The 18,613-nt window shown below is 70.5% G+C and carries 11 protein-coding genes; 6 read left to right on the top strand and 5 right to left on the bottom strand.

Going from position 1 to position 18,613, the window contains the following annotated elements:
* Nucleotides 1-9: 9 nt before the first annotated feature.
* From DJ021_RS00605 to DJ021_RS00590, 4 genes are all read left to right on the top strand, one after another.
* Nucleotides 10-1,392, top strand: coding sequence for a TolC family protein (locus DJ021_RS00605; protein WP_165837067.1), 1,383 nt, complete (start codon nt 10-12; stop codon nt 1,390-1,392).
* The gene (locus DJ021_RS00600) at nt 1,389-2,447 is read left to right on the top strand and encodes an efflux RND transporter periplasmic adaptor subunit (RefSeq protein ID WP_111455682.1); all 1,059 of its coding nucleotides are present in this window, start codon (nt 1,389-1,391) and stop codon (nt 2,445-2,447) included. The genes DJ021_RS00605 and DJ021_RS00600 overlap by 4 nt, the downstream gene beginning before the upstream one ends.
* Nucleotides 2,444-5,527, top strand: coding sequence for an efflux RND transporter permease subunit (locus DJ021_RS00595; protein ID WP_111455681.1), 3,084 nt, complete (start codon nt 2,444-2,446; stop codon nt 5,525-5,527). The genes DJ021_RS00600 and DJ021_RS00595 overlap by 4 nt, the downstream gene beginning before the upstream one ends.
* Before the next feature lie 89 nt (nt 5,528-5,616).
* The gene (locus DJ021_RS00590) at nt 5,617-7,584 is read left to right on the top strand and encodes an amidase (protein WP_111455680.1); all 1,968 of its coding nucleotides are present in this window, start codon (nt 5,617-5,619) and stop codon (nt 7,582-7,584) included.
* Here the strand turns inward: DJ021_RS00590 and DJ021_RS00585 are convergent.
* Both DJ021_RS00585 and DJ021_RS00580 read right to left on the bottom strand, forming a co-directional pair.
* Nucleotides 7,563-8,603 (bottom strand): serine hydrolase, encoded by a 1,041-nt coding sequence (locus tag DJ021_RS00585; RefSeq protein WP_111455679.1) that lies wholly within the window; start codon nt 8,601-8,603, stop codon nt 7,563-7,565. The genes DJ021_RS00590 and DJ021_RS00585 overlap by 22 nt on opposite strands.
* A gap of 66 nt (nt 8,604-8,669) precedes the next feature.
* Nucleotides 8,670-11,366, bottom strand: a complete 2,697-nt coding sequence (locus DJ021_RS00580; RefSeq protein WP_243626098.1) for a TonB-dependent receptor domain-containing protein — start codon at nt 11,364-11,366, stop codon at nt 8,670-8,672.
* A 784-nt stretch (nt 11,367-12,150) separates the two neighbouring features.
* Between DJ021_RS00580 and DJ021_RS00575 the strand changes: the two genes are divergently transcribed.
* Both DJ021_RS00575 and DJ021_RS00565 read left to right on the top strand, forming a co-directional pair.
* Nucleotides 12,151-13,770, top strand: coding sequence for an N-acyl-D-amino-acid deacylase family protein (locus tag DJ021_RS00575; protein WP_111458917.1), 1,620 nt, complete (start codon nt 12,151-12,153; stop codon nt 13,768-13,770).
* A 71-nt stretch (nt 13,771-13,841) separates the two neighbouring features.
* Nucleotides 13,842-15,449, top strand: a complete 1,608-nt coding sequence (locus tag DJ021_RS00565; protein ID WP_243625870.1) for an amidohydrolase — start codon at nt 13,842-13,844, stop codon at nt 15,447-15,449.
* Between the two features lie 28 nt (nt 15,450-15,477).
* Here DJ021_RS00565 and DJ021_RS00560 read toward each other — a convergent pair whose 3' ends face one another.
* The 3 genes from DJ021_RS00560 to DJ021_RS00550 all read right to left on the bottom strand — a co-directional run bounded on the left by DJ021_RS00560 (nt 15,478) and on the right by DJ021_RS00550 (nt 18,402).
* Nucleotides 15,478-16,371 (bottom strand): LysR family transcriptional regulator, encoded by an 894-nt coding sequence (locus DJ021_RS00560; RefSeq protein WP_111455677.1) that lies wholly within the window; start codon nt 16,369-16,371, stop codon nt 15,478-15,480.
* Between the two features lie 434 nt (nt 16,372-16,805).
* Nucleotides 16,806-17,168, bottom strand: a complete 363-nt coding sequence (locus tag DJ021_RS00555) for a RidA family protein (protein WP_111455676.1) — start codon at nt 17,166-17,168, stop codon at nt 16,806-16,808.
* A gap of 19 nt (nt 17,169-17,187) precedes the next feature.
* Complete coding sequence (locus DJ021_RS00550; RefSeq protein ID WP_207801738.1) at nt 17,188-18,402, bottom strand: FAD-dependent oxidoreductase; 1,215 nt, start codon at nt 18,400-18,402, stop codon at nt 17,188-17,190.
* Nucleotides 18,403-18,613: the final 211 nt, after the last annotated feature.

Raw genomic sequence — 18,613 nt, 5'->3', positions numbered from 1 at the left:
AGACCGCCCGTGTCCGATCTCCGGCAGCGGCCCGCCCATGCCGTGGCCGCCGCGCTCCTGGCCATCGCCGCCGCGGCGGGCCTGTCCGGCTGCGCCATGTACAATTCTCGTCCGCTGCCGACGGCGCCGGCGTTGGCCGACAATCCGCAGCGGCTGAAGGCCGACCTCGCGCGCCTGCGCGTCGGCCCGCTGAAGACCATCCGGATCGATCCGAGCGACGGGCTGACCCCCACCGAGGTGGCGGTGCTGGCGGTGCTCAACAACTCCGACCTCGAAGCCAAGCGGCGGGCGACCAGGGTCAACGAGGCCCAGGTGTTCGCGGCCGGCCTGCTGCCTGACCCGCAGATCGCCGCCTCGGTGGACAACCCCATCGCAGGGCCGGACAACCAGGTCGCCTACAGCCTCGCCGCCAGCGTCGACCTGGCGGGCCTCCTGCAACGCACCTACACGCGACGGGCCGCCCGCTTCACCGCCCGGGAAGCCGACCTCAACGTCCTGTGGGCGGAATGGGGCGTGGCCCAGCAGGCCCGGCAGTTCGCCGAGACCGCGCTCGCCGCCGAGGCCCGGGTGGTGTTCCTGCGCCAGGTGCTGGCGCTGGCCACGGACCGCTCCGACCGCTCCGAACGGGCCCTCCAGCACCGCGACGTGAACCTGCAGACCGCGGCGGCCGACCTCGCCGTGAAGCTCGACGCCCAGGCTCAGCTGGCCACCGCCCTGCATGACGCCCAGAAGGCGCGGCGGGACCTCAACGCGCTCCTGAACCTGCGCGCCGAGGTGATGCTGCCGCTGGTCACCGCACCGGTGGTCGCGGCCTACGACGACGCCGCCATGCGCCAGGCGCTCGCCGACCTGCCGCAGCGCCGGCCGGACCTGCTGGCCCTGAAGGCCGGCTACGCCGCTCAGGACGTCAATGTGCGCAAGGCGGTGCTGGCGCAGTTCCCGCTCAACAACATCGGCGCGGCCTACGCCAAGGACACCGCCGGCGTGGTGACCGACAGCCTGCAGGCGGCCTTCGCCCTGCCGATCTTCAACGGCGGCCGCGGCGAGGTGCGGACCCAGAAGGCCACCCGCGAACAGCTGCATGCCGAGTACCAGGCCCGCCTCGACCAGACCGACGCCGAGGTGCGCAACGCCCAGGCCGAATTGATTGCGGCGCGGAGTCAGGCGGCGGTGTTGCGCCAGGACGTGCCGCGCCTGGAGGCGCTGGTGAAGCCGGCGGTCGCCGCCTACGACCGCGGCGACATCGACAGCCAGACCTACCTCACCCTGTCCCAGACCGCGCTCTCCAGGCGCGCCGACCTCGACGACAAGGAGCTGGCAGCCCGGCTCGCCGAGATCGCCCTGGAGACGGCGCTGTTCCTGCCCCCTGCCGATTCAAGAGCCGCTCAATGACTCGAAATCGCCTGTTGATGATCGCGGCCGCGGCCGTGCTGGTGGCCGCCGTCGTGGCGCTCATCGTGGTGCGTCGCGGAGGCGGCGACGAGGCGGGAGCCGAGGCCAATCCCACCGCGACGGTGACGCTGGCGTCGGTGCGCAGCCAGGCCGTGCAGGACGTGGTCTCCATCTACGGCGTGGTGCAGGCCGATCCGGCCGGCGCCATGACGATCGCCGCGCCCAAGGCGGTGATCGTCTCCCGCGTCCTGGTCCGCGCCGGCGAGACGGTGGGGGCCGGGCAGGGGCTGGTGGAGGTCGCCAACGCCCCGGGGGCCGAGCTCGCCTACAAGCAGGCCGCCGACGCCGTGACCTTCGGCCAGACCGACATGGCCCGCGTACAGCGCCTTTATGACGAGCGGCTCGCGGCGTCCGACCAGCTGACCGCGGCCAGGAAGACGCTCTCCGACGCCCAGGCGGCGCTCACCGCCCAGCAGAAGCAAGGCGCCGGCCGCGCACTGCAGACCATTGCCGCGCCGCACGCCGGCGTGGTGACCAGCGTCACCGGAGCTCCGGGCGACCACGTCGCCCAGGACGCGCCGCTGCTGGTGCTGGCGCGCGCCGGCGCCGCGACCGCGAAGCTCGGCATGGAGCCGGCGGCCGGTCACGTGACCCCTGGCCAGGCGGTGACCATCCGGCCGGTGTTCGGCGGGCCGCCGATCGCCTCGCGGGTCAGCATGGTCGGCCGCGCCGCCGACCAGGCCACCAAGACCCTCGACGTGATCGCCCCGCTCAATGGCGCGGTGCTGCCGATCGGAGCGGCCGTGCAGGGCGACGTGGTCACCGGGACGCATTCCGGACTGCTGGTCCCGCGCGCCTCCGTGGTGTTCGACGAGACCGGCCCGCACGTCTTCACCGTGGCCGGCGGCAAGGCGCACCGGGTCTTCGTCAAGGTCGGGCTCGACCGCGGTGAGGACATCGAGATCCTCGGAGCGATTCCCGCGGGCGCGTCGGTGGCTGTCGAAGGCGCCTACGAACTGCAGGACGGCATGCCGGTGAAGGTTCGCGGCAAATGAACATCGCCGAGTTCGTTTCGCGCCGCCGGCGCTCGCTGCTGACCCTGCTGTCGATGCTGGTGGCGGCCGGCGTGGTGGCGGCGTTCATCATGCCGGTGAGCCTGTTCCCCACCGTGCTCTTCCCGCGCATCGCCGTGACCATGGACGCGGGCGACCGGCCGCCGGATCAGATGGAGGCGGTGATCACCCGCCCGGTCGAACAGGCGGTCCGCGCCATCCCGGGGGTGCAGAACCTGCGCTCGACCACCAGCCGCGGCTCCGCGGAGATGTCGATCAACTTCGCCTGGGGGTCCGACATGGACCTGGCGCTGCAGCGGGTGGAGGCGGCGCTGACGCGCACCCAGGCCGGGCTGCCGCAGGGCGTCGCCTTCGACGTGCGGCGCATGGACCCCACGGTGTTTCCGGTCGCGGCCTACAGCCTGACCTCGAAGACCGCGACCCCCGTCGAACTGCGGCGCTTCGCCGACCGCAACCTCGCGCCGGTGCTGTCGACCATCAACGGCGTCGCCCGGGTCACCTCCCAGGGCGGCGCGGCGGGCGAGTACCAGATCGACACCAATCCCGCCAAGCTCTGGGCCTACGGCCTGTCGGTGAGCGACGTCGCCACCGCCATTACCGGCGCCAACGTGCTGGCGGCGTCCGGGCGCATCGAGGACCAGGGCAAGCTGCTGCTGGTGCTGACCGACTCGCGGCTGACGGACCCGCGGCAGATCGAGAACGTGGTCGTCAGGAACACCAACGGCACGGTGCTGCGGGTGCGCGACGTCGCCGAGGTGAAGGCCGCGCCGGCGCCGCAGTGGATCCGGGTGACCGCCGACGGCCGCGACGCCGTCCTGGTGCTGGTCTACCAGCAGCCCGGCGGCAACACCGTCCAGATCGCCAAGAGCGTGCAGGGGGTGTTCCAGAAGGCGCGCGCCCAGGGTCCCGCCGACATGCAGGTGAAGGCCTGGTACGACCAGAGCGACCTGATCCTGGAATCCGCCTCGTCGCTGCGCAACGCGATCATCATCGGCGTGATCCTGGCCGCGCTGGTCCTGCTGGTCTTCCTGCGGGACTGGAAGGTTACGCTGGCGGCGGTGATCGCCGTGCCGGTGGTGCTGGCGGCCACGGCCCTGGTCCTCAAGATCGTCGGCCAGAGCTTCAACATCATGACCCTGGGCGGCATGGCCGCGGCGATCGGGCTGATCATCGACGACGCCATCGTGATGATCGAACACATCGAGCGGCGCCTGAGCGAGGCCCGCGACAACGGCGTCGTCGTGATCACCCGGGCCGTGTCGGAGTTCCTGCGGCCGCTGTTCACCTCGTCGGCGGCCACCATCGTCATCTTCATCCCGCTGGCCTTCCTGACCGGCGTCACCGGAGCCTTCTTCAAGGCCCTCTCCATCACCATGGCCGTGGCGCTGGTGCTCTCGTTCCTGGTGGCCTGGTGGCTGGTGCCGGTGCTGGTGGAACAGCTGGTCAAGACCCGCAGCAGGGTCGCCGAGCTGGATCCCAACGGCCGCATGATGCGCGGCTACCGGCAGGCGCTGGAAACCACCGTCGGCCGACCGGTCCTGGCGGTCGTCGGCGTGGCGGCGCTGGCGGCCCTGGGCGTGCTCTGCTTCCGCAGCGTCGGCACCGGCTTCATCCCGAAGATCGATGAGGGCGGCTTCATCCTCGACTACGTCGCGCCGCCTGGGATGTCGCTCACCGAGACCGATCGGCTCATGCGCCAGATCGAAACCATCATCCGCGCCACGCCCGACGTGGACACCTATTCGCGGCGCACCGGGGTGCAGCTCGGCGGCGGCCTGACCGAGCCCAACACCGGCGACTACTTCATCCGCTTGAAGACCAAGGGGCGGCGCCCGATCGAAGAGGTGATGGCCGAGGTGGCCGGCAAGGTCCAGGCCAGCGTCCCGGGCGTCGAGATCGAAACCGCCCAGCTCATGGAGGACCTGATCGGCGACCTCACCGCCGTGCCGCAGCCGATCGAGGTCAAGCTCTACAGCGACAACATCGCCTTGCTGCAGAAGACCGGCGTCGCCGTGGCCGAGACCATCTCCAAGGTGCGCGGCGTCACCGAGCAGAAGAGCGGCGTGGTGATCGCCGGCGACGGCCTGCAGATCCAGGTCGATCCGGCGCGCGCCGAGCTCGAAGGCATCGACGCCGGCGAGGCCAGCAACCAGATCCAGGGCCTGCTCACCGGGGTGATCGCCACCCAGATCCAGTCGGGCGCCTACCTCGCCGACGTGCGGGTGTGGACGCCGGACCAGACCCGCGCGCGGGTGAGCCAGATCGGCGCGCTGATGCTGAAGTCACCGGCCGACAACCACATCTTCCCGGTGTCGCGCATCGCCGAGATCCACGTCGTCACCGGCCAGGCCGAGATCGCCCGCGAGGACATGCGCCGCATGGACGCGGTCACCGCCCGGGTGGTCGGCCGCGACACCGGCTCGGCGGCCAAGGAGGTGCAGAAGGTGGTCGCCACCTCCGGCGTGCTGCCGGCCGGCGTCACCTTCGAGATGGGCGGATTGTTCGCCGAGCAGCAGGCCGCCTTCCAGGGCATGGCGCTGGTGTTCGCGGCCGCTGTGGCGGCGGTGTTCGTGCTGCTGCTGCTGATCTACGAGAGCTTCCGGGTGGCGATCAGCATCCTGCTGATGCCGCTGACGGCGGCCTCCGCCGTGGCCATCGGCCTGTGGGTGACCGGGGTCGAGCTGAACATCATGGCCCTGATGGGCACCACCATGATCCTCGGCATCGCCACCGAGGTGGCGATCTTCTACTTCACCGAGTACGAGGCGCTGCTGGCGGAAGGCCTGGAGCCGGAGGCCGCGCTGGTGCAGGCCGGCGTCAACCGGCTGCGGCCGATCGCCATGACCACGCTGGCGGCCATCCTGGCGCTCGCGCCCCTGGCCCTGGCGCTGGGCGGCGGCTCGTCGATGGAGCGGCCGCTGGCGATCGCCATCATCTCGGGGCTGATCGCCCAGGGACCGCTGGTGCTGCTGGCCATGCCGGCGATCTACCGCCTGCTGGGCGGCACGCGGCGACGTCCGGCGGCGATCGAGGGTCCGGCGCCGGCCGGCGCCCCCAGCTGACGCAGCGGACGCGACGCCATAGCCCGTGACTATGCCCTGGCGAAACATCGGCGGTTAACGTCGCGGGCGCGGCGCGCTAGCCATCGTCGATGAGCTACGGTCCAGGCAGTTTCAAGCGCGCGCTAAAGCGGTCGATCTGCCTGGCGCCATTGTGCCTGGCGCTCTCGGCCACGCCGGCGCAGCTGGCCCCCGCCCACACACCGGGTGCGCCGAGCGCCGGAACGTTCGACGTCTTCGAGACCTCGATCCCCGACCTCCAGGCGGCGCTGTCGTCCGGCAAGGTCACCTCGCGCCAGCTGGTGGAGGCCTACCTGGCGCGCATCGCCGCCTATGACCAGGCCGGGCCCAGGCTCAACGCCATCGTCACCCTGAACCCGCACGCCCTGGCCGAGGCCGACGCGCTGGACCGGGAGCGCCGGACCAAGGGCCCGCGCGGTCCGCTGCACGGTGTGCCGCTGCTGGTGAAGGACAACTACGACACCGCCGAGATGCCGACGGCGGGCGGGACCCTGGCGCTGGCGAACTCGCAGCCGTCCGACGACGCCTTCGCCATCCAGCGGCTTCGAGCGGCCGGCGCGATCATCCTCGGCAAGACCGCCATGCACGAGCTGGCCTCGGGCGTGACCACCGTCTCCTCGCTGACCGGGATCACGCGCAATCCCTATGACCCGGCCCGCTCGCCGGGGGGCTCCAGCGGCGGGACCGCCGCCGCGGTGGCGGCGAACTTCGCGGTCGCCGGCATGGGCAGCGACACCTGCGGCTCGATCCGCATCCCGGCCGCCTACCAGAACCTGTTCGGGATCCGCGAGACCCAGGGGCTCTCCAGCCGCGCCGGCATGATCCCGCTGTCCTCCAGCCAGGACATCGGCGGGCCGCTGGCGCGCTCGGTCACCGACCTGGCCGTCCTGCTCGACGCCACCGTCGGCCCCGATCCCGCCGACCCGTCGACCCTGGGCGCCGGCGCCCATGTCCCGAAGTCCTATCTGGCGGCGCTCAGGCCGCAGGGGCTGAAGGGCGCCCGCATCGGCGTGCTGCGGGCGATGTTCGGCGCGGCGCCGGAGGACAAGGAAGGCCTGCAGATCGTCGATCGGGCGCTGGACGCCATGCGGGCCCAGGGCGCCGAGGTGGTCGAGGTCCAGGTCCCGGGCATGGACGACCTGCTGAAGGACAGCAGCGTCATCAACTACGAGTTCAAGTTCGAGCTGGCCGACTACCTGGCCCGACACCCCGGGACGCCGGTGAAGTCGCTGGCGGCGATCATCGCCGGCGGCCTCGACCACGACGAGGTCGACGGACGCCTGCGGCAGCGCGACGCCGTGGAGCGCAAGGAGTCGGACGGCTATCGGGCGGCCCTGGCCAAGCGGCGGGCGCTGCACGACCTGATGATCAAAGTGATGGCCGAGCAACGGCTGGACGCCGTCGCCTATCCCACCAGCCTGCGCAAGCCGCCGCTGATCGGGGGCGACGACGTGGGCGGCGGGGCGAGCTGCCAGCTGAGCGCCACCACCGGTCTGCCGGCCATCGCCATCCCCGCCGGCTTCACCGCCAGCGCGCTGCCGATCGGGCTCGAGCTGCTGGGCGGCGACTTTGCGGAGCCGACCCTGCTGCGGCTGGCCTACGGCTGGGAGCAGACGGCCCGGCCGCGGCGGGCGCCGTTCAGCACGCCGCGCCTGGTCGAGGGCCACGCGCCCGGCCCGCTCGGATCGACCGTGGTCGCCACGGCTCCCGATGGCCGCGGGCCGGCGGCCGAGGTCAGGTTCAGCTACGATCAGACCACCGGCGTGCTCGGCTTCGACGCCAAGGTGGTGCGCCTGGGCGCCGACCGGGTGACCGCGGTGACCCTGCAACGCCGCGAAGGCGAGGGGTCCGGACCGGTCATCGCCCAGCTGGTGGCCACCGGCCGGACGGCGACGGCGTCGAGCCTGACGCTGCGGGCCCGCGACCGGGCGGATTTCCTGGCGGGGCGCCTGTTCGTCCAGCTCTATACGCGCGCGGCCCCGCTCGGGGTCGGCCGCGCCGACCTCGTTCCGGGCGCCTACCGGGCGCCGTCGAAGTAGTCGACCACCAGGCGGGCGAGCTCGCCGATGCGGTCGTCGGCGTCGGCGATCAGACCGGTCGCGCCGGTGTTCAGCGACACCATGACGATCGTCCCCGACCGGGCATAGATCATCCCCATGTCGTGGGTGACGCCGGTGTTCTCGCCGGTCTTGTGGGCGACGGGGACGGTGAGGAAGTGCGGGATCTTGCGGGCGCCCGACTGCTGGGCGCGCAGCATCCGCTTCATCTCCTCGCAGGCGGCCGGCGAGGCGACGGTCTCCCGCTCGATCCCTTCCAGCATGCGGCCGAGCTCGACCGGCGTCACGACGCCGAGCCAGGTGTCCTCCACGTCGTTCTGGCGCGCCACCAGGGTGTCGAGATCACGCGCGGCGGACTCGCGGCGCACCTCGGCGATGAGAGCGGCGCGGGGCGCGGTGAAATAGGGGGCGTTGCTCTGCAGGGCGTAGACGTCCTGCGGCGACAAGGCGCGATACTTCGGGTCGAGCACCTCGTAACGCCAGCGGAAGTGGTCCAGCAGGGTCTTGTTCAGCTTCAGCGCCACGTAGCCGGACCCGCGGAGGAAATCGTTGACCGCCGCAGGGCCGCCGACCTTGCGGATCATGATGTCGGTGGCGGTGTTGTCGCTGGTGATGATCATCTGGGTGATCAGGTCGCGCACGGTCGGCGTGGCGCCGAAATCGCCATAGCGCAGGACGCCCGAGCCGCCCCGGTAATCCTCTGGGCGCAGGGTGTAGCGGGCGTTGAGGTCGAGCTTGCCGGCGTCGGCCAGCCGGAAGGCCAGGACCATGACCGCGATCTTGATGGTGCTGGCGCTTTCGAAGTGCTCGTCGCCGCGCACCGCGGCCTCCTCGCCGGTGGCGAGGTCCTTGACGTAGATCCCCGACTTCGAGGGGAACCGGGCGAGCTCGGCCTGTAGCAGGCGGGTGAGTCCGGGCGAGGGGAGGCCCTGCGGCTCCGCCTGGGCCGGTGCGGCCCCCAGCAGGAGCGCCACGGCCAAGACGAAAGCGCGCAGGCCCATGTCCGAACTCCAGCTGGAAGAGAAAGCCCGTCCCGGCCGCCAGGCGACCGGGACGGGGTGTCAGGTTCAATACTTGAAGCGGACGCCGACCGTATAGCGGCGACCCATCACGTCGAAGACGCTGGCCGAGGACGGGCTGCCGAAGATGAAGTTGTAGGGCGCCACCGGCGGGTTGGAGTCGAGCAGGTTGTTGATCGCCCCGAACACCTGCAGCTGCCGGTTGTCGTGGTCCAGCAGGGTGTACTGGACCGAGGTGTTGACCAGCGTCTGGCTGTCGACGTGGTTGTTGTTGTAGCTCAGGTTCACGTCGTAGAGGCCGGGGCCGATGTAGCGGACCTCGGTATAGACCGACAGCGGGCCGTTGGTGTAGCTGGCGCTGGCCATGGCGCGCCAGTGCGGACCGCCGACGCCGGTCACGCCGCCGGTGTTGATCGAGGTCGTGCCGTCGTTGGTGATGAACTTGTCGACGTAGGACGTCAGCAGCCGCAGGTCGATGGAGCCCGGCAGGTTCTCGAAGTAGCGGTCGAGCGGGGTGTTGTAGCTGATCTCGCCGTCGACCCCGCTGGTGTGCAGCTCGCTGAGGTTGATGTTGGTCCGCAGGACCGTGGTCAGCATCCCCGAGGAGTCGCGGATGATGTACTGGCACATGGCGGTGTTGCCGCTTTCGCAGCGGTTGATCATGTTCTGGGCGGTGAGCGTGGCGATCGCCCCCTGAAGCTTGATGTCGTAGTAGTCGAGCGACATGTGCAGGCCGCTGAGCCACGCCGGCTCATAGACCACCCCGGCCGTGATCGTGTCGCCCTTCTCCGGCTGCAGGTTGGGATTGCCGAGCTGCGGCTGCGAAACCGTGAGCTGGGTGCCGTTGCGCGGGTCGGTGACCGTGGCGAAGGTCAGGGTGTAGGGCGAATAGAGGTCGTTGAGGTTGGGCGCGCGGATGTCGCGCGACCGGGTGGCGCGCACCCGCCATTCGTCGTTGATCGCGTAGCTGAGCCCGGCCTTCCAGGTCCAGACGGTGCCGCTGGTGCTGTAGTTGGTGACGCGTGCGGCGACGTCCAGGTCGAGGTTCTTGACGAGCGGCAGGCCGGCGGCCAGCGGGACGACCGCCTCGCCGTAGGCTTCCTTCACGTCGTAGCTGCCCCGCATCGCCTTCGGGTTGCCGATGGCGAAGATCCCGGCCTGGGAGCCCGGGTCGACGATCTGGTTCACCGACTCGCGGCGGCCTTCGATGCCGGCGGCGATCGACACCGGTCCGGCCCAGGTGGAGAACGGCTTGCCCTGGATGTTGGCGGCCGCCGACAGCTCCTTGATGTGGGAGAGCAGGCTCTGGGTGCCGACGACGTAGGCGTCGGCCGCCGCCGACGGCGATCCGGCGCCGAACAGGTTGATCGGCACGCAGCCGTTGGTGGGGTTGGTGAGGGTCGAGCGGCACATCGCCTGGCCGTTCGGGCCGATGACCGCATCCACCGCCTGGTTGAAGTTGGTGTTGATCCGGTTGTTGTAGACGCGGGCGCTGTAGCGGGTCTCGCCGAACTCGGCGCTGGCGTCCCAGGTCCAGTCGCCGATCGCGCCCTTCAGCCCGGTGGCCAGGCGGGTCGTCTGGTTGACGTCGTCGACCACGTTATAGGCGATGTCGGGATTGATCCGACCCATCTGGAAGCTGTTGATGTTGTTGGCCGTCATCAGCGACTGCACGCTGGCGGGCAGGAAAGCGTTGTCCTTCCGGATGGTGATCGAGCCGAGATCGTAGGAGGCGCTGAGGTTGAAGTCGGTGCGCGAATAGGCCGTCGACGCCTCGAAGAATCCTTGGGTCTTGTCGTCGAAATCGAAGGTGGCGCGGGTGAACAGGCTGGCCCGTTCCAGCGGGGTGACCAGGCTGATCAGGTCGCCCGGATAGATGCCCTGGCCGCCGGTCATGTACTGGGCGCCGACGTTGGTCCCGTACTGGAATTGCGAGGTCGCGCCGCCGGGCAGGAACTGCAGGCCCTTCAGCGGGCCCGACGTGATCAGGCCGCCGAGCGTGGCCACCGACACGCCGACGTTCGGCAGGATCAGGTTCTGCGGCTGGCCGTTGCCTTTGACATAGGCGGGATTGGCGATGTTCGCCCAGTGCTCCTTGAACCAGTCGCGGTTGCTGCCGACGCCGGCGCTGCTGGCGTATTCGGCGGCGGCCTCGAAGTGCCCGCGGCCGTCGGCGAAGCCGGTCCCGCCCGCCAGGCTGACCCGGTATTCCTGTCCGTCGCCGCGCTCGGTGGCGCCGGTCGAGATCTCGCCCTGCAGGCCGGTGAGGTTACGCTTGAGGATCAGGTTGACCACGCCGGCCACGGCGTCGGAGCCCCAGGCCGCCGAGGCGCCCCCGGTGACCACGTCAACGCGGTCGATGAGGCCGGTGGGGATCACGTTGATGTCCACCAGGCCGCTCGCGGTGGTGGGCACGTAGCGGTGGCCGTCGACCAGCACCAGGGTGCGGGTGGCGCCCAGGCCGCGCAGGTCGAGGAAGTTGCCGCCCGCGTTCTGGGTAATGTGCGAGGTGCTCGCCGGCGTCGAGCTGCCGCGGAACGCGGGGACCTTGTTGAGTTGGTCGGCGACGTTGGTGACCGCCGCCTTCTGCAGGTCCTCGGAGCCGACCTGGGTGGTGGGCGTCGGGGCCGTGAATCCCGTCCGTGCGACCCGGGTGGCGGTGACGACGACCTCGTCGAGCTGCGTCGCCGCAGCGTCTGCAGCGTCCGCGGCGTGGGCGGTGGCGAAGGCCCCCTGGGCCAACATCAGCGCCACGGCGGCGCTTGTGGTCTGGAGGAGACGGACCCGGGCGCTCGCGCCACTCCGCCGGTTGAACGATTGCATCTGGCTGATCCCCATAACGTGAGCGTCCGGGGCTTGCGGCGGCTAGGGCGTCGCTGAACGCCGGACGCCGGAGCTAGGCACGGGGTCGCCGGGGCAACGCCTTCCGATCGTTGCCGAGCCTATAGCCTCAGGGAATTGGCTGCAGGCGGCGGCGGTCGGGGACGCAGGGCCGCGCGGGGTGGCGGATCGGGGCCGAAAATCGCCTTCGGGCCGCTCGAAGCTCAACGAACCGATTGATAAACAAGGATAAATGTATTGATCGGCCCGCGGCGGGCGACATCATCCGTCGGCGGACGGCGGGGCGGGAAGGCCACCGCCGCGGCATAAACGCCCGCTGCCAAGCCTGAGGCGGCGGCGCCACGGCCGCCCAAAATCCGCCGGCATTCGCCGTTTTGAGTGGCGCCCCTGCCCAAATGTGAGGCGGATGTGTCATCCTGGAAATGAGGCCCTCTCGGCCAACCCATTGGACTCGCACCGAATGGCTGGCCGCGGTTCGCTGATGGCGCCGCGCCGGGTCCGCCGCCCGGGCTCGACAGGACCTCATCGCGAGGCCTGAAGGAACACCCATGTCTCCGGGTTATGCCCCAGGCAACAGTCGTTCAGGCTGTCCGCTCGGCGGGGGCTTGGCGTTTGTGATAGCGGCGCCAACAGTGACGACGGCTCTGCTGTGGGGCCGTTTCAAATACTGCATGTGGTGGGGTCCCTGATGGCGTGGTCATCGAAATACCGGCCCGTCGCGGCCGCCGGCCTGCTGGCTGGCGTCAGCGCTCTTGCCCTGGTCGCCCTGCCGTCGGCGGCGCCCGCCGCCGCGCCGGCCGACCTCCTGATCCAGGGCGGCACGGTCTACACCGGCGCCGAGACGCCCGCGACCGTGGCCGACGTGGTCGTGGTCGGCGACAAGATCGCCTACGTGGGCCCGGGCGGCGCCAAGCGTTACGCCGCCAAGCGGGTCATCCAGGCCAAGGGCAAGATCGTCGCGCCCGGCCTGATCGACGCCCACAGCCATCCGGACACCTACATCCGCTCGGCCGATCCCAAGGAGCGCCTGAACGCCCCGTGGGTGTTCCAGGGCGTGTCCACCATCCTGATCGGCGTCGACGGCTACGGCACGCCGGACGTCGGCAAGGACGCGGCCTGGTTCACCGAGAAGCGCGTGGGCACCAACCTCGTGCCCTACGTTGGCTTCGGGGCCGTGCGCTCGCGGGTGCTGAACCAGGACGCCCGGGCGCCGACGCCGGCGGAGCTGGACCAGGAGCGGGCGCTGGTCGCCAAGGGCATGTGCGAGGGCGCGATCGGCCTCTCCACCGGCCTGTTCTACGCCCCGCAGAGCTTCGCCAAGACCGACGAGGTGATCGAGCTGGCCAAGGAGGCGGCCAAGCGCGGTGGGCTCTACGACACCCACCAGCGTGACGAGGCCTCCTACACCATCGGCCTGCTGGGATCGGTGAAGGAGGTGATCCAGATCGGGCGCGAGGCGGGCCTGCCGGTCCACTTCGCCCACATCAAGGCCCTGGGCGTGGACGTGCAGGGCGAGGCGCCGCAGGTGATCGCGCTGATCAACCAGGCCCGCGCCGCCGGCCAGGTGGTCACCGCCGATGAATATCCCTGGGAAGCGTCCGGCACGAGCGTCGACGCCGCCCTGCTGCCGCGCTGGTCGGTCGACGGCGGCCGCCCGGCCTTGCTGAAGCGCCTGGACGATCCGGCGACCCTGGAGAAGATCCGCACGGAGATGGCGGAGAACATGCGCCGCCGCGGCGGGCCGGACTCGCTGCTGCTGACCGCGGCCGACAAGCCCTGGACGGGCAAGACGCTTGCGCAGATGGGCAAGACCTGGAACCTCGACCCGCGCGACGCCGCGCTGCGCATCATCCGCGAGGACGGCCACGCGACCTCGGTCGCCTCGTTCAACATGATCGAGCCCGACATCAAGCTGTTCATGGTCCAGCCGTGGGTGGTGACCAGCTCCGACGGCTCCAACGGCCACCCGCGCCAGTACGCCACCTTCCCGATGAAGTATGCGAAGTACGTCAAGGCGGAGAAGACCATCACGCTCGGCGAATTCATCCGCAGCTCGACCGGCCGCACCGCCGACATGTTCAAGCTGCAGGCGCGCGGTTATCTGAAGCCGGGCTATTTCGCCGATGTCGTGGTGTTCGACCCCGACCGCTATGCGCCGAAGGCGGACTACGTCCACCCGCGGGTGCTGACCGAGGGGGTGGACGAGCTGGTGGTCAACGGCAGCCTCGTCCTCGACGGCGGCAAGCTGACCGGCCAGGCGCCGGGCCGGGTGCTGCTGCACAAGCCGCCCGCCGGAACCTGCGCCTAGCGCCGCCCAACGCCTTCACCGCCCACATCGACTTGCCGCCAGCTCGGCCCGCGCCGACCAGGAGATTCTCCGTGTCCCGACTTGCCCTACTGGCCGCCGCCGCCCTGACCGGGGCCCTGCTGCCCGCCGCCGCCCTGGCTGCGCCGGCCGCCCCGGCCGCGCCGCCCGCTGCGACCGCCGAGCGCCTGCCGGCGATGAAGGCCGAGCTTGCCGCCAGCGTCGACCAGCGCCGCAAGCTGGGGCAGGAGATCGTCGACTCGGTGTTCAGCTTCGGCGAGCTCGGGTTCCAGGAGGTCGAGACCTCCAAGTACCTGACCGGCGTGCTCGAGAAGAACGGCTTCACCGTGAAGCGCGGGGTCGGCGGCCTGCCCACCGGCTGGACCGCGACCTGGGGATCCGGCGGGCCGGTGATCGCGCTCGGCAGCGACATCGACGGCCTGCCGAAGGCCTCCCAGAAGCCGGGCGTCGCGCATCGCGAGCCGCTGGTGCCGGGCGCGCCCGGGCACGGCGAGGGTCACAACTCCGGCCAGGCGGTGAACATCCTGGCTGCGCTGGCCCTCAAGGACCTGATGCAGAAGGAGCATATCCCCGGCACCCTGGTGCTGTGGCCGGGGGTCGCCGAGGAACTGGTCGCCGGCAAGGCGTTCATGATCCGCGACGGCGTCTTCAAGGGCGTCGACGCGGTGGTCTTCACCCATGTGGGCGACAACCTGGAGACCGCCTGGGGCCCCTATAAGGGCAGCGGCCTGGTGTCGGTGAAATACTCCTTCCACGGCGAGTCCGCGCATGCGGCCGGCGCGCCCTGGCTCGGCCGCAGCGCGCTCGATGGGGCGATGCTGATGGGCATGGGCTGGGACATGCGGCGCGAGCACCTGCGGCCGCAACAGCGCTCGCACTACGTGATCACCGACGGCGGCGACCAGCCCAACGTGGTGCCGCCCGAGGCCACCATCTGGTTCTTCGTGCGCGAGACCGACTTCAGCCACATCGCCCAGAACTACGCGACCGCCAACACCATCGCCGAGGCCGCGGCGAAGATGAGCAACACCACCGTCACCCGGCAGGTGATCGGCTCGGCCGCGCCGCGCTACTTCAACAAGCCGCTGGCCGAGTTGATGGACGCCAACATCCGCCAGGTGGGGCTGCCCACCTGGACCGCCGACGAGCAGGCGTTCGCCAAGGCGGTGCAGCGGACCATCCACGCCAAGGAGGACGGGCTGGCCACGCAGATGCCGCCGCTGGCCGGGCCGAACGTCGATCCCGCCGGCGGCGGCGGCTCCGACGACGTCGGCGACATCTCCTGGACGCTGCCGACGGTGATGCTGGTCTACCCGTCCAACATCCCCAACCTGCCGGGCCACAACTGGGTCAACGCCATGTCGATGGCCACCCCGATCGCCCACGACGGCGTGGTCGCCGGCGGCAAGGTGGTGGCGATGACGGTGCTGGACATGCTGACCAACCCGGCGGCGCTGGACGCCGCCAAGAGCTTCTTCCGCGACGTGCAGACCAAGGACGAACACTACGTCCCGATGATCGGCCCGGACGACAAGCCGCAGATCCAGCTGAACGCCGACATCATGGCCAAGTACCGGCCGGAGATGCGCAAATACTACTACGACCCCAAGAAATATAAGACCTACCTGGACCAGCTGGGCGTGAAGTGGCCGACCTTCTGATCGGGTGAGCTGCTACCGGCTGATCGGGCTACTGGTGGCCGTTCTGCCGGAAGGTCTCGGTCAGGGTCTGGACGAAGGCCTTGGTGATGCCTGACGGCGGCCGGTCGTTGAGGAAGACGTACTGGACCCTGAACCGCACCGCCGGGCTCAGCGGCCGGAAGCTCAGCGTGTCGCTCACGGCTTCGCGCGCGGTGTACTCGTCGACCGCGGCGATGCCGGCCCCGAACCGCACCAGGGCCGCGGCCACGTAGTAGGTGTGGACCGAGATCGACTCCGTCAGCTGCATCCCGCGGCCCTCCAGCTCGGCGGCGAGAAGGCTGCCGACCGGGCCGCTGCCGACCATCCCGATCACCGTGCGGTCCTTGAGCACGTCGAGGTCGAGGGAGGCCGGCGCATCGGGCATGTCCGCCTCGCGGTAGAGCAGGCCGACCTGGCTGGTGGCCAGGTCCACCGAACTCAGCCGCGGGTGCGAGGGCACCTCAAAGCCCACGGCGAGGTCGCTCTCCCGCTCGTAGAGGGCCCGCAGGATCTCCGAGTGGTGCAGGGTGCGGACGTCGAAGCTGACGCGCGGGAACTTGCGCCGGAACTGCGCGATCGCCTGGGGCGCGATGCCGAGCCCCAGGGACGGCAGCACCGCCAGGCGGATGTGGCCTTCGCCGATGCGCTTCAGGTTGAGCGCGGTTTGACGGAGCGAGCCGATCCGGCCGTACAGCTCGTCGACCTCGCGGAACAGCGCATGCGCCTCGTCGGTGGGCGCCAGGCGGCCTTTCAGGCGCCGGAAGAGGGCGAAGCCGAGCCGGCTTTCGGCGTGCCGCAGGACCTTGCTGACCGAGGGCTGCGAGACGTAGAGCGCCCGCGCCGCGCCGCTGACGGAGCCCGCCAGATAGACTTCGCGGAAAACCTCGATGTGTCGGAGATTCATTCCTTACCGCCTCAAAACAACGCCGCTGCGACGGCGCAACCGGAGCTCTCACGTCCGGCGAGGCGGTCATCTGAGATCGGTCGCCCATCCGCCGGGGCGGGCCGATTGCCCAAAGGCTATGGGCTCGGCAACGAACGATAGATGCGCGTGCTGACTCGCCGGGTCTAAGCTCCAGGTCAACAGGCAAAGCGACATTCGATCCGCAAGCCCGCGTGGCGAGGGGATCGAACACGTTCAGGTGCGGTGCTCAAAGCATGGGCGCCGGGTGCGCCCGCCGATCGGCGGGCGGGGTCGCGTTTCTATAGCCTCGGGTTTGGTGTGGCCTCCGCTCCTCCCCCCTTGTTGGACGCCCACCAAAAGGCGGCCTGCGCCAGTGGCGCAGGCCGCTCTCTCTCCGTTAGCGAGGAGCCGGCGCCGGGCCGGCCATCTGGGGCCTAGGAACGGGCGATGTACGCCGTGGCCTCGATCTCGACGTCGGCGTCAGCGACCAGGTCGCAGACCACCACCGAGCGGGCCGGGAACGGCGCGGAGAAGATCTCGCAATAGACGTCGTTGAACGCCTTGTAGTGACGCCGGTCGGTCAGCCAGGCGGTGACCTTGACGACGTCGGCGGTCGTGCCGCCGTTGGCCTCCAGGACCGCCACCAGGTTGGACAGCGCCTGGCGGGTCTGCACGGCCACGTCGCCTTCGACGATCTGGCCGTCGGCGCCGCGGGGCAACTGGCCGGAGAGGAACAGCAGGTCGCCGGCGCGGCGGGACTTGCTCAGCGGCGGGGCTTGGACGGGAGGTGTCGACATGGCGGGTCCTTCGGTTGGGTCAGAATTGGCCCGCGCCGAGCAGCAGGTCGGCTGCGCGCTCGGCCGAGCCCATGGCGAGGGTCCAGCCGAGCATGCCGTGGCCGACGTTGACGATCAGCCGCTCGCGCGGACGGGCGATAATGGGGACGGACGAGGGGGTCATCGGACGAAGCCCGGCCCAGCCGCCGGCGATACCGGAATAGTCCGCCGCGCCGGGCAGCGACTCGCGGGCGGTGGCGACGAGGGCGGCCAGCCGCTGCGGGTCGACGCGCAGGTCGCGGGAGCCGAGCTCCGCCACGCCGGCCACGCGGATCTTTCCGCCGAGCTGGCAGAACACCAGCTTGCGCGCCGTGTCGGTGATGCTCACCCGCGGCGCCCTCGGCCCCGCCGAGGCCGTGAAGGAGTAGCCCTTCATCGGAAGCAGCGGGACACGGACGCCCTGCCGCGCGAGGAAGCCCTTGGCCTCGATTCCGAGCGCGACCACCAGGGTGCGCCCCGTGACGCGGGCGCCGGCCGTCCCGACCAGGGTCACGGCGTCGGCGGCGAACTCGGCGTCCTGCACGTCGACGTTGAACAGCGTGCGCACGCCGTAGTCGCGCCTGAGGACCTCGATGAGCTGTTCGCTGAACCGGTGCGGATCGCCGACCTCGTCCTCGGGGGAATAGACCACGCCGACCAGGCCCTTCGCGGCGCCGAGGGCGGGCTCGATGACGATCGCCTCCGCGGCGGTGAGCACCTGCTGCACCGCGCCGTGGCGGCGCTTCAACGCCACTGTCTTGGCGGCGGAGGCCAGCGACTCCGGATCGAAGTACAGGTGCATCTTGCCCGCCACCGCGTGGGCGAAGGCGATCGGATGGCGCTCCAGCAGGGCGTGCATGGCGCGCTGGGATTCCAGCCCGAGCTTGAGGGTGGCGAGGGTGCTGGCGTTGTGCGCCGCAGTGGTCGAAGCGGCCAGGAACCGGAGGCCCCAATCGATGAGGCCGGGGTCGAGCGCGCCCTTCAGGTGGAAGAGCGGATCGGCCCCCATCGCCAGCGAGGGCAACTTCTTGATCAGCGACGGGCTGCCGAGGGCGTCGGAATAGGCATAGCTGAGCTGGGCGCCGTTGGCGTAGGAGGCGCCGAGCGCCGGGCCGCGATTGCGGTCCACCAGGGCCACCGACAAGCCCCGCCGCGCCATGGCGTAGGCGGTCGCGACGCCGACGACGCCCGCGCCCGCCACGACCACGTCGACCACGTCGCCGCCGCTCCGGCTCCGCGCAGCCGCGCTTGATTCAGCCTGGATCACGCCATTCATACTGTTTGCCCGCCTTCGCGCGCCGCCGTCGCCTAGGCGCGTGCGCCGATATGGTCCTCGCGCCGCGCCGCGCGGCCGCAACGAGCCGGGAAACGGCCGTCTGCGAGCCTCGGATCGGGGGCGTTCGAGATCATGTGCGAGACCTAGCCCG

The sequence above is a fragment of the Phenylobacterium hankyongense genome, assembly GCF_003254505.1.
In the GTDB taxonomy this organism is placed as follows: domain Bacteria; phylum Pseudomonadota; class Alphaproteobacteria; order Caulobacterales; family Caulobacteraceae; genus Phenylobacterium; species Phenylobacterium hankyongense.
The sequence above is the reverse complement of the archived record's forward strand: the minus strand, read 5'-3'. Positions and strand labels throughout refer to the sequence as shown.

Coding starts and splice junctions, on each gene's coding strand:
- DJ021_RS00555 (WP_111455676.1), bottom strand. CDS start 17,168: ATGTCGACACCTCCCGTCCAAGCCCCGCCGCTGAGCAAGTCCCGCCGC.
- DJ021_RS00580 (WP_243626098.1), bottom strand. CDS start 11,366: ATGTTGGCCCAGGGGGCCTTCGCCACCGCCCACGCCGCGGACGCTGCA.
- DJ021_RS00595 (WP_111455681.1), top strand. CDS start 2,444: ATGAACATCGCCGAGTTCGTTTCGCGCCGCCGGCGCTCGCTGCTGACC.
- DJ021_RS00560 (WP_111455677.1), bottom strand. CDS start 16,371: ATGAATCTCCGACACATCGAGGTTTTCCGCGAAGTCTATCTGGCGGGC.
- DJ021_RS00600 (WP_111455682.1), top strand. CDS start 1,389: ATGACTCGAAATCGCCTGTTGATGATCGCGGCCGCGGCCGTGCTGGTG.
- DJ021_RS00575 (WP_111458917.1), top strand. CDS start 12,151: ATGGCGTGGTCATCGAAATACCGGCCCGTCGCGGCCGCCGGCCTGCTG.
- DJ021_RS00590 (WP_111455680.1), top strand. CDS start 5,617: ATGAGCTACGGTCCAGGCAGTTTCAAGCGCGCGCTAAAGCGGTCGATC.
- DJ021_RS00585 (WP_111455679.1), bottom strand. CDS start 8,603: ATGGGCCTGCGCGCTTTCGTCTTGGCCGTGGCGCTCCTGCTGGGGGCC.